At 69.5% G+C, this 1,174-nt stretch carries 2 protein-coding genes; both read right to left on the bottom strand.

Annotated elements, in window-relative coordinates:
• The coding region (locus C7401_RS44225; protein ID WP_181565852.1) for an alginate export family protein at positions 1-764 on the bottom strand (764 nt) is incomplete at its 3' end.
• Positions 765-799: 35 nt separating this feature from the next.
• On the bottom strand, positions 800-1,174 hold a 375-nt coding region (locus C7401_RS44220; protein ID WP_146758113.1), incomplete at its 5' end, for a DUF1275 family protein.

Below are 1,174 nucleotides of genomic sequence, written 5' to 3'. Positions count from 1 at the left end.
TCCACGCGCACGCCGCTGAACGTGAGGTGGCCGTTCGAGACGTCGTCGAACACGGCCGCGTCGCGGTACTGCACGGGCTGCGTGAGGTAGCCGATAAAGCGCCACTTGCCGATCTCGTAGTCGGCCCATAGCGCGTCGAACGCCTGGCGCACGTTCGGGCCGTCGCGCACCGAAACGAAACGCTGCAAGTCGAAGGCCATTTCCTGCCGCCCCACGCGCGCCTTGAAGGTGCCGCCGCCCACGCCGTAGACGAACGCCACGAACGCCTGCTCGATGTCGAGCGGGTTCTTGTCCACCGGTGTGACGGAGTCCTTACCGAACGGCCGCGCGTCTTCGAGCTGGAAGAACGCCTGCACGTGCTCGCCGAAGCGCGCGTCGGCGTGGACTTCGGCGCGCTGGATCACCCAGTTGTCGGGGCGTGCGCTGCCAAGGCCGAAGAGCGGCGTGTTGTTGAGTTCGAAGCGCTCGCGCAGGTTCGCGCCGAGCGAGAGATACCAGGTGGGATCGTTCCTCGAAAGCGGGATGTACTTGGGCCCGTCAAACGGCCTGCGCGGCAGGCACGGATTCGCGAGCACGCCCCAGTCTTCCTGCCAGCGGTTGAAGCCGGGCACGGGGCGTTTGACGTCGCACGTGGGCGTGCTTTCCGGCACGTTCGTTGCCGTCTGCGCAAAGGCGGCAGGGGCGCCCATCAGCAGCAGCCCGGCGGCAGCCGCGACGCCCGCGGCTCTCTTCTTTCGACGCCCGCGCGTCGTGCTCGACACCATGTTTTTCCTTGCCTTTCCTGCCGTTCTTGATCGCGTCACGCGGGGCCCGCCGTCGCCGCGCGCTCGTGCTCGCCCGTCGTCCACGCCAGCACGGCCAGCGCACACGCGGGCACGAGCAGCGCCCAGAAGCCCACGTAGCGCAAGCCCAGCGCTCCGCCGATCGCCCCCGCCGCAAACGCCGCGATGGCCGGCATCATCTTCGCGAACCGCGCTCGCGCCGCCTCGCGCACGCTCTCCGGCGAGCCCGCGTGCAGCATGTCCACCACGTCCAGGATCGCCTGCGTGACGTTGCCCGTCATCACCGTGTTCGGCACGGCGGGCCGCACGATCAGCCGCGGATGCGCGTTCTGCACCCCCATCGCGAACGCGCCCAGCACGCCGGCCACCACCACCGGCAGCGTGTCGGGCTG

Origin of the sequence: Paraburkholderia unamae (genome assembly GCF_003268775.1) — a bacterium.
GTDB lineage: Bacteria > Pseudomonadota > Gammaproteobacteria > Burkholderiales > Burkholderiaceae > Paraburkholderia > Paraburkholderia unamae.
This window is presented reverse-complemented; position numbering and strand designations above follow the sequence as displayed.